This window comes from Prevotella corporis DSM 18810 = JCM 8529 (assembly GCF_000430525.1).
GTDB classification, from domain to species: Bacteria; Bacteroidota; Bacteroidia; order Bacteroidales; family Bacteroidaceae; genus Prevotella; species Prevotella corporis.
Map to the genome: position 1 here is coordinate 87,778 of NZ_AUME01000009.1, position 7,576 is coordinate 95,353.

Here is a 7,576-nt window from a genome sequence, read left to right on the forward strand (position 1 = left end):
CACGGGCATGGAAAGGACGGAAATAGATGCTGTCAGAAGGATGCCGCTTGCGGATTTTCTCGCACGGCTGGGGCATGAGCCTGTCAGAAGGAGCGGTAACGAGCTGTGGTATCTTGCCCCGTACAGGGGCGAGCGCACATCCTCTTTCCGTGTGAACGTGGCGAAACAGCTCTGGTACGACTTCGGTTTGGGCAAGGGCGGCGACATCTTCACGCTTGCCGGGGAGTTTCTGCAAAGCGATGACTTCATGAAGCAAGCGAAGTTCATAGCGGAAGCCGCCAATATGACGGTTGCCGGATGGGAAAAGCCCGTCTATCTCTCGAAGCCGACCGAATCCGTTTTTGAGGATGTGGAGGTCGCTCCGCTGCTCCGCTCACTGCTGACGGAGTATTTAGAGGAACGGGGCATCCCTTACGCCATCGCATCCCGTCACTGCTGCCGCTTGAACTACGGTGTGCGTGGGAAACGGTATTTTGCCGTTGGCTTTCCGAACATGGCAGGTGGCTATGAAGTCAGAAGCCGATATTTCAAGGGTTGCATACCTCCGAAGTCTGTATCACTGGTAAAGGCGAATGACATCCCGGCTGACGAGTGCCTCGTGTTCGAGGGCTTCATGGACTTTCTCTCTGCCGTGACGCTTGGTGTAACCGGTAACGCTGACTGTCTTGTGCTGAACTCAGTCGCCAACGTGGAGAAGGCGGCGGGATTGCTGGACGGATACGGGCGCATCGGCTGCTTCCTCGACCGTGACGAAGCCGGACGGCGGACGCTTGCCGCACTTACCATGCGATACGGGGAACGTGTCACCGACCGTTCCTCCCTCTATGACGGTTGCAAGGACTTGAACGAGTACCTGCAACTGACAACGAAAAAACAGAAAAACAACCATCTAAAAATCGAAGAACAATGAACATACTGAACAACAGAAACAAGAGAACATCAATATTCAAGGCAGTGGCGTTATGCCTGATAGCCGCCATGTCATTCACCCTCGTGTCATGTGACGATGACATGGACATCCAGCAGTCCTATCCCTTCACGGTGGAGGTCATGCCCGTGCCGAACAAGGTAGTAAAGGGGCAGACAGTGGAAATCCGCTGTGAACTGAAAAAGGAGGGCGACTTTTCGGGTACGCTCTATACCATCCGCTATTTCCAGTTCGAGGGGGAAGGCTCGCTCAAAATGGATAACGGCATCACCTTCCTGCCTAACGACCGCTACCTGCTGGAGAACGAAAAATTCCGCCTGTACTACACGGCGGCGGGTGATGAGGCGCATAATTTCATCGTGGTGGTGGAGGATAACTTTAGCAACTCCTACGAACTGGAATTTGACTTCAACAACAGGAATGTAAAGGACGACGATCTTACCATCGTTCCCATCGGCAACTTCAGCCCCTTGTTGAAATGATGCGTGTATTCATGACAATGCTCTGTTCACTTCTGACGGTCTGTTCTGTGTCCGCGCAGATCAGCCGCCAAGAGGGAACGGACGGGCAGGCGGCAATCTACCGACTGCCGCTTATGGAACGTGCTTTTTTATGCTGCCGCTACTTTGAAGGCTGGCACTCAGAAAAACACTACCCATACGTCGGTTGGGGTCACAAACTTTTGCCAAACGAGAAGTATTCGGCACGAACCATGACAAAACGGGATGCGGATGAACTTTTGCGGAAAGACCTGCGCAAATTTGTCGCCATGTTCCGTAAATTCGGGGTTGATTCGATTTTGCTTGGCACGTTAGCTTACAATGTGGGACCGGCGAAGCTGTTAGGCAGCAAAACAATCCCCAAAAGCACCTTAATCAAGAAGCTGGAAGCTGGTGACAGGAACATCTACCGTGAGTATATAGCCTTCTGCAACTACAAAGGAAAACGCCACGCCATGCTGCTCAAACGGAGAAAGGCGGAGTTTGCGCTGTTGTATATCCCATAAAAGGACTGACAAAACTGGCAAAAGACGTGCCATATTTAACTTGGCACGTCTTTTGCTCTATCACTTGATAGATTATCGTAGGATTTTCTCGTTAATTGACATCGTTGAGCCATTTTTGCCTATCGGTTTCCAAATAACACTTCAAGTTGTAAGTGTTGTGAGAGCAATACAAAACATAGTTATTAACCATAAAAAGTATAGCGAAATTATGAAGAAAGTATTTAGGAAAATTCAGAAAGGAACAACAAAAATGATTGAACGTATCAAATCGTTGGGGGAAATGGAGACGAAGCAGAAATGTGTAGTTCAACGGTTCGAGATTATCATTCCCCTCCACCAAAAAATAACGACCCAATATATAGCCTCCGCAAGTTTTACTTGCGGATTTTTTAGTTATCGCAGATTGGACAAAGGTTTCTTTGCTACTTTCTTTGTCCGCCATCATGCTCACTGAAAGAAAGTAGGGCGGCTCTCGCCGCCCCGCCACTCAAAAGCGTGTGTAAAGTCCCGTCACCATCGTGAACATTTCCTCCAGCATATCAAAATAGATACCCTCGTGTACGGCAATGTCCTTTGTCTTGCACTCAAAGGTCTTTTTGCTGAACGTCCTGCGGTAGAAGCGCATATTGTAGAGGTCTGCCCCTTCGTCATAGATGATGTCAAGGCGGTTGGCACTTGTTTTGTTCCTTGCAAGGCTCATCCGTAAGCCGTTGCCCATATCTATGAAATCACGGCTACCTGTCATGGCGGTGAAGCGTTTTCCGCCTATCTGCTGTAATATCGTCTTGGCTATCATATCTTTTGTTTTTAGGGTTTTAAGTATTGGCGGTGCGGACACCGCCATCCCGTTCAAAATTCTCGCATTTCGGAAATGGGGGTCTGCCGTTGTAGCCACTCTTTCACACATTCCATATTGTACTCGCTCGTGATGACTGCCGTATGGCTGTCGGTGGCGGTGAAACGTGTGCTTTCGTAATCATCTATCCACCCCTTGAGGGTGTCCGTTCCCCACGCTCCGGTATCGTCAAAGATACCGTCCAATGCCGTGATAGGTTCGCTGAACTTGACTATCAGCGTTTGATAGGTCGTGTTCATAGTCTGTCCTCCTTTCCCTTCTTTGCGTTCAGCCACTTGTCCCGTGCGGCTCGGCACTCGTCCAACGTGGGTTTGACACAAGAGAACAATTCTCTGTCTATGGGGTGGCGGTAGTCGTACTGCACAAGTGTCCGCCTGCGTCTTCCGATACCCGATTGGAAACGCTCGTATTTCTCCGTACCTGCTTCCGCGCAGGTGCTTACTCCGTTGATGGTCATTCGTGTTGTCATAATGTTGCTTTTTAGATGGTTAAAAATGTACTGACAGAACTCTGTTCTTCATCACCATTTCGGGGTTGCTTGTGTAGCGTTGGTGCAGGTAGAAATGGTGTGAGCCGAAGCCGTAAAGGAAAAACTTGTCAAGTTCGTGCTTCTCGGCAAACTCCTTTACGCTCTTTCTCAATTCCCCCTCACTCGTTGTGAGAGTGAGGAGGTTCACAAATTCAAGGAACATCGTGGGGATTGCATCATCCCACACACAAATCATACTTTCAATTCTTACTTCCATATCAATGTTGTTTTAGGGGTTATGCTATGCCGCTTTCATCCGCTCACGGATAAGGTTGGCGTTCTTGTTCACAAGGTCTATGATGCGCTCGTGATATTCGGTGTCCTGGTTGTGCTTGCCGTGGCACTGCACCACTTCGAGGGTTCGCAAGTCCACCTCTACGGTTTCAATAATCTCATCGCCAATCCTTGCCGATAGTATGAGGGTGTCGGCTTTCTTGTAGTATCCACTGCCAAACACGCAGATGCCCTGCGTCTTGCCCTCGTTGTAATACTCGTCTATGCTTTCAAGCACCTTGACGATTATTTCCTCGTCCGTGATTACCAAGCCGAAGAATTTGGATTTGTTGGCGATGAAATCCTCCGCATCTTTCTTTCGTTGGAGTTGTCGCTGTTGCTCACGCTCACGCCTTTCAATCTCCCAACGGCGTTGCTCTGCGGCTCTTTCCTTCTCGTGTATGGCTTCAATTTTTCGGGTTGCGTTGTCGTGTGCCGCCATGAAATCTTCGGGACAGATGTTCTTCGGGTTACGGAGGTCTTGACCGAGTTTTTTGAGCATACGCAGATAGTCGCACCACATTGAGAGGTTGTCTATCTGATACTTGTGACGCTTGGCAATCAGATATGATGCCCAACATTCATCGGCAGTACGGGTATTGAAAAGAAAGTGTTTCATGACCTCAATCTCACCGCCTTTCATAAGGGTTTCAATTCTTGGGTCTGAAAGCAAGGCTTTGAAAAGACGCACGGGGGAGATGCCGTGGAAATCGCCCTTGAAGCCGTTACGTCTGAGTTGGGGCAATATCCTCATCTTTGGATATGCACAGCTTCTTGCCACCACATCATCGTATAGGCTGTTGTGCGGTCTTACCTCCATATCGCTGCCTAATGCCCACACATCGCAATAGCAGAAAAGGAAGCCACGGAGCAACGCCATGTCCGTAACCTTGCCGTCGGGTGAAATCCAACGCTGCACGACCTCGTGGCAGTAGAAACGCATCGGTTCGCCTTTCCTGCTCTCGCATCTGACCTGCGCCACGCGGATTACCTGATACCCTTTGCAGGTGGTTATCACGCTGAAATTCTGCGTTTCCTTGTAGATGCGTCTGCGTGTGTCCTGCACTTTGAGTTCGGCATGGCATTTGGGGCAGGTGCAGCCTTCAAGGGTGTCGCATAGTCCGCTGTCGCTGTGCCACTCGTGACCGCAGTCGGAACAGGTGATGTTCCCTTTCTTGGTGCGGTAGCCGATATGCTCAACGCAGTGGCGGTATGCCCAATCTATTTGTGTCGCTGATATGGGGCGAAGGTTGGCGGAAAGTCTTGCCACCTCTTTCTGTATCTTGGTCTTCGGTTTCATAAGCCTAAATCAAATAATGAGGGTTGGGGTTGGTTTTCTTTTCTCGCTGACGGTCTGTGGCGGTTCTGCAACTTGCGGAGTTCCTCCTCTTGGTATTTGCGGACAGCGTTCTGACGTGCCTCCGCCTTTTCCTCTGCCGTGAGTTTCACAACGTGGTTCACAACCACTTGGCAGTCCATCGGTTTGCCCACCTCTATCTCGTTTTCCTCATAGTAGTGGATGGCTTGCCCGAATATCTCTCCGTCCGTGAAACCGTTGCAACCGCTTTTCTGCACATAGTTCAGAATGTGGGTCACGCACTCGTCCATGTTCTTGGCAGGGTTGCGGTACTTCTTTGCAAATAGCGCATCTTCCTCCGCACGCTGTTCCAAGTACATATATATCGTTCTCTTGAAATGGTCTGTTCCTTTCATATCGCTGTCATTTTTAGATTATCTGTTTCAGTATCTCTCTCCAATAGGTCGGCTCTACCTCGCTGAGAAGGAAGTCCATGAAATCCCTCCGTGCGTCCTTGTTCAGTTCGTGGTACAATCTTCGGAAAGTTTCAAAATTGCCGTTGATGTACGTTTCCACCATATACACGAAGATGTTGTCCACCTCGTAATATCTGCACTGCTGCGCTGCCGTCTTGCTGTTTCTTTTTGCCATGTCGGTAAGGGTTAAAGGGTGAATAACCAAAGGATGAAGCCAAAGAAGGCAATGGTGGAAAGGATAGCCACGATTACACCTATCGCCACTCGGAACACTCCGTTTACAATCTCTCTGATGATGCCCCAAAGGATGCCGAACACCCCGAAGGCGGTGCGCATCATCAAGCCGCATATCGCCAACCCGATGTGTTGCGCCATTTGTCTGAAATTTGCCGTTGCCGTCATATCTTCGCTGTTTTTGATTTTTTTGTTTTTAATGCGGATTCAAGAGCTGAGGGAGTTGAGTTTCAAACTATCTTATCTGCCTCTCGTTTATCCGACATTTTTTTTATGCGTCTTTCTGTCGCATCGGTCGTTTTCGTTTCGGGTGCTTGAAAAGGTAGGGATTAGGGAATGCAAGGTTTTTCGGTCAAAATACTACCCGCAGGGCTGGAGATTTTTACCGAAAACAGGAGGCTTGACCTTGCTTTCCCGTCCAATCCCGGAATTACCTTTGCGCCCAGAACGAAAATGACTGACTGATGCGGCTTACTGAAAGGCGCAAAATGGAGGTAAACGAAAACAGAGGCAGATTGTGTAGAAAAAAACTTCAGGGGAAAATCCGTAAAAAAAAGAATCACCAAAAGGAAAAAGACATCACCGGAAGCGTGAAAAGGGCAAACCACAACAAAGGAAGTATGATTGTTTCCGATCCGACGGAACTTGTTCAGCCGGGTGGCAACAATCATTCTTCCCGGTTTGTCCGGCTGTGTGTGGGCGCCTGTTTCATTCATGGGGCAGGCTGACACACTCTGCATTCACTTTCCGCTTCCGGCAAAAGAGACAGCGAAAAAAGAAAAATCATTTGAAAACCCGTAAAAGCACCTCTTGGCATAGGCGCAAAAGAAAGGGGCATTGCTTCATCTGTCTAAACATCGTTTAGGCGTGAGGCAATGCCCTTTTCTCCAGCTATGCGGTAGTCGGCACACGTTTGTTCCAAACTCGTTTTGGGCAATGGTGTGCCGACGGACAATACCGCTTTTACGGAAAATTCTTATGAATGAGGGGATAAAAAACGGGAGTTTATATCAAAATCTCGAATTAAATAGCTACTTTTGCATACGAAGAGTTCTTTGAAGGTTACGCAACGCGCAGAAGGATAATGCAGTAGATAACTAACTAAATCGTAACCTATTACTATCAAGAGCAATTAACCTACGCTCATTTCCAATAAATTACACTCTTTTCGTAACTTCGTGTAGCAAGTCAATAAATTTTACCCCGTTTCCAACCCGCTGCTTCCCATAATGAAACGACTATATATAAATAGGTAGAATCTGATTTTCACGCATTTTATCGGGGATAATTGCTCCCAATGCTATAAATTTCTGCAAAAACTGTTGCTTTTTCTTGTTATTTGAAAAAATATCCGTACCTTTGCCTCCGTTAAGCAACCAGAATATTGAGAACATTTAGTAAAAATATCGTTCTTTGTTCAACATTCATGATGCGAATGTGCCGGTAGGCACTTGTAGATTCTACAGGTGACTGCGTGTCGCCTTGTGCATAAAAGAATGCACTAAAATCCTCCTATATCATTTATTTTTTTTCATTCAATTATTTCTTCGATTTGGCTCTGACAAGCTTCTTATTTGGAGTATTTCCCCATAGGCAAGTCTGTCCCATGCTATTTTCCATAGCGCGTACCGACACCATAGGTCATTTTAGGGCTCAGTAGAAAATCAATGGGGGAATAATTTGTTATTTATCTTAATAATTCCGACCTTCGCATTATGGAAGAAAAAATGTTACGCACCTTGGCAACTCTTGTTTTGCCTTCTCAAATATTAGATTATTTTACTATCGTTTCTGTCTGCGAGGTTGGACCTGAGTTTCATATTAGTCTTGACGAACGTATGGACAAGACTTTGTCAGGTAATGCCACCTTCGAGTCCAAGGGGTTCATGGAAGCAGTTAATATAACCGACTTCCCTATTCGAGGCCATAAGGTGATCTTGAAAATTCGTCGCAGACGATGGACGGATTTGCGCACGG

At 47.7% G+C, this 7,576-nt stretch carries 14 protein-coding genes; 5 read left to right on the forward strand and 9 right to left on the reverse strand.

Features of this window, described 5'->3' with window-relative positions:
* Nucleotides 1–7 precede the first annotated feature (7 nt).
* From H515_RS0103045 to H515_RS15225, 4 genes are all read left to right on the forward strand, one after another.
* Nucleotides 8–910: a toprim domain-containing protein gene (locus H515_RS0103045; protein ID WP_004291524.1), complete on the forward strand. Its 903-nt coding sequence runs from the start codon at nucleotides 8–10 to the stop codon at nucleotides 908–910.
* On the forward strand, nucleotides 907–1,410 hold the full coding sequence (locus tag H515_RS0103050) for a DUF3872 domain-containing protein (protein ID WP_004291525.1): 504 nt from the start codon (nucleotides 907–909) through the stop codon (nucleotides 1,408–1,410). The genes H515_RS0103045 and H515_RS0103050 overlap by 4 nt, the downstream gene beginning before the upstream one ends.
* The gene (locus H515_RS0103055; RefSeq protein ID WP_004291526.1) at nucleotides 1,407–1,934 is read left to right on the forward strand and encodes a glycoside hydrolase family protein; all 528 of its coding nucleotides are present in this window, start codon (nucleotides 1,407–1,409) and stop codon (nucleotides 1,932–1,934) included. Before H515_RS0103050 ends, H515_RS0103055 begins: the two co-directional genes overlap by 4 nt.
* A 64-nt stretch (nucleotides 1,935–1,998) precedes the next feature.
* On the forward strand, nucleotides 1,999–2,388 hold the full coding sequence (locus H515_RS15225; RefSeq protein ID WP_004291527.1) for a hypothetical protein: 390 nt from the start codon (nucleotides 1,999–2,001) through the stop codon (nucleotides 2,386–2,388).
* 33 nt (nucleotides 2,389–2,421) lie between these two features.
* On the opposite strand, the gene H515_RS0103065 is transcribed toward H515_RS15225, so the two are convergent.
* From H515_RS0103065 to H515_RS14930, 9 genes are all read right to left on the reverse strand, one after another.
* A complete protein-coding gene (locus tag H515_RS0103065) occupies nucleotides 2,422–2,730 on the reverse strand; it encodes a hypothetical protein (protein WP_004304290.1) in 309 nt (102 codons plus the stop codon).
* Between the two features lie 53 nt (nucleotides 2,731–2,783).
* Nucleotides 2,784–3,029: a DUF6956 domain-containing protein gene (locus H515_RS0103070; RefSeq protein WP_004291529.1), complete on the reverse strand. Its 246-nt coding sequence runs from the start codon at nucleotides 3,027–3,029 to the stop codon at nucleotides 2,784–2,786.
* A complete protein-coding gene (locus H515_RS0103075) occupies nucleotides 3,026–3,259 on the reverse strand; it encodes a DUF3873 domain-containing protein (protein WP_004304291.1) in 234 nt (77 codons plus the stop codon). Before H515_RS0103075 ends, H515_RS0103070 begins: the two co-directional genes overlap by 4 nt.
* A gap of 19 nt (nucleotides 3,260–3,278) precedes the next feature.
* Entirely contained in the window at nucleotides 3,279–3,536 is a 258-nt protein-coding gene (locus tag H515_RS0103080; protein ID WP_004291531.1) for a hypothetical protein, read from the reverse strand.
* Between the two features lie 24 nt (nucleotides 3,537–3,560).
* The gene (locus H515_RS0103085; RefSeq protein ID WP_004291532.1) at nucleotides 3,561–4,892 is read right to left on the reverse strand and encodes a PcfJ domain-containing protein; all 1,332 of its coding nucleotides are present in this window, start codon (nucleotides 4,890–4,892) and stop codon (nucleotides 3,561–3,563) included.
* Nucleotides 4,889–5,305 (reverse strand): PcfK-like family protein, encoded by a 417-nt coding sequence (locus H515_RS0103090; protein ID WP_004291533.1) that lies wholly within the window; start codon nucleotides 5,303–5,305, stop codon nucleotides 4,889–4,891. The genes H515_RS0103085 and H515_RS0103090 overlap by 4 nt, the downstream gene beginning before the upstream one ends.
* Nucleotides 5,306–5,318: 13 nt before the next feature.
* Nucleotides 5,319–5,540 (reverse strand): hypothetical protein, encoded by a 222-nt coding sequence (locus H515_RS0103095; RefSeq protein ID WP_004291534.1) that lies wholly within the window; start codon nucleotides 5,538–5,540, stop codon nucleotides 5,319–5,321.
* 11 nt (nucleotides 5,541–5,551) lie between these two features.
* The gene (locus tag H515_RS0103100) at nucleotides 5,552–5,767 is read right to left on the reverse strand and encodes a hypothetical protein (protein WP_004291535.1); all 216 of its coding nucleotides are present in this window, start codon (nucleotides 5,765–5,767) and stop codon (nucleotides 5,552–5,554) included.
* Nucleotides 5,768–5,928: 161 nt separating this feature from the next.
* Nucleotides 5,929–6,315, reverse strand: coding sequence for a hypothetical protein (locus H515_RS14930; protein WP_009126113.1), 387 nt, complete (start codon nucleotides 6,313–6,315; stop codon nucleotides 5,929–5,931).
* Nucleotides 6,316–7,314: 999 nt separating this feature from the next.
* On the opposite strand from H515_RS14930, the gene H515_RS0103120 reads away from it, so the two are divergent.
* On the forward strand, nucleotides 7,315–7,576 hold a 262-nt coding region (locus H515_RS0103120), incomplete at its 3' end, for an ISAon1 family transposase N-terminal region protein (RefSeq protein ID WP_028901570.1).

Bases quoted from the DNA above. Each gene is read 5' to 3' on its own strand.
- H515_RS14930 (WP_009126113.1), bottom strand. From the start codon at position 6,315: ATGAATGAAACAGGCGCCCACACACAGCCGGACAAACCGGGAAGAATG.
- H515_RS0103100 (WP_004291535.1), bottom strand. From the start codon at position 5,767: ATGACGGCAACGGCAAATTTCAGACAAATGGCGCAACACATCGGGTTG.
- H515_RS0103085 (WP_004291532.1), bottom strand. From the start codon at position 4,892: ATGAAACCGAAGACCAAGATACAGAAAGAGGTGGCAAGACTTTCCGCC.
- H515_RS0103050 (WP_004291525.1), top strand. From the start codon at position 907: ATGAACATACTGAACAACAGAAACAAGAGAACATCAATATTCAAGGCA.
- H515_RS0103070 (WP_004291529.1), bottom strand. From the start codon at position 3,029: ATGAACACGACCTATCAAACGCTGATAGTCAAGTTCAGCGAACCTATC.
- H515_RS0103045 (WP_004291524.1), top strand. From the start codon at position 8: ATGGAAAGGACGGAAATAGATGCTGTCAGAAGGATGCCGCTTGCGGAT.
- H515_RS0103075 (WP_004304291.1), bottom strand. From the start codon at position 3,259: ATGACAACACGAATGACCATCAACGGAGTAAGCACCTGCGCGGAAGCA.
- H515_RS0103065 (WP_004304290.1), bottom strand. From the start codon at position 2,730: ATGATAGCCAAGACGATATTACAGCAGATAGGCGGAAAACGCTTCACC.
- H515_RS0103090 (WP_004291533.1), bottom strand. From the start codon at position 5,305: ATGAAAGGAACAGACCATTTCAAGAGAACGATATATATGTACTTGGAA.
- H515_RS0103055 (WP_004291526.1), top strand. From the start codon at position 1,407: ATGATGCGTGTATTCATGACAATGCTCTGTTCACTTCTGACGGTCTGT.
- H515_RS0103080 (WP_004291531.1), bottom strand. From the start codon at position 3,536: ATGGAAGTAAGAATTGAAAGTATGATTTGTGTGTGGGATGATGCAATC.
- H515_RS0103095 (WP_004291534.1), bottom strand. From the start codon at position 5,540: ATGGCAAAAAGAAACAGCAAGACGGCAGCGCAGCAGTGCAGATATTAC.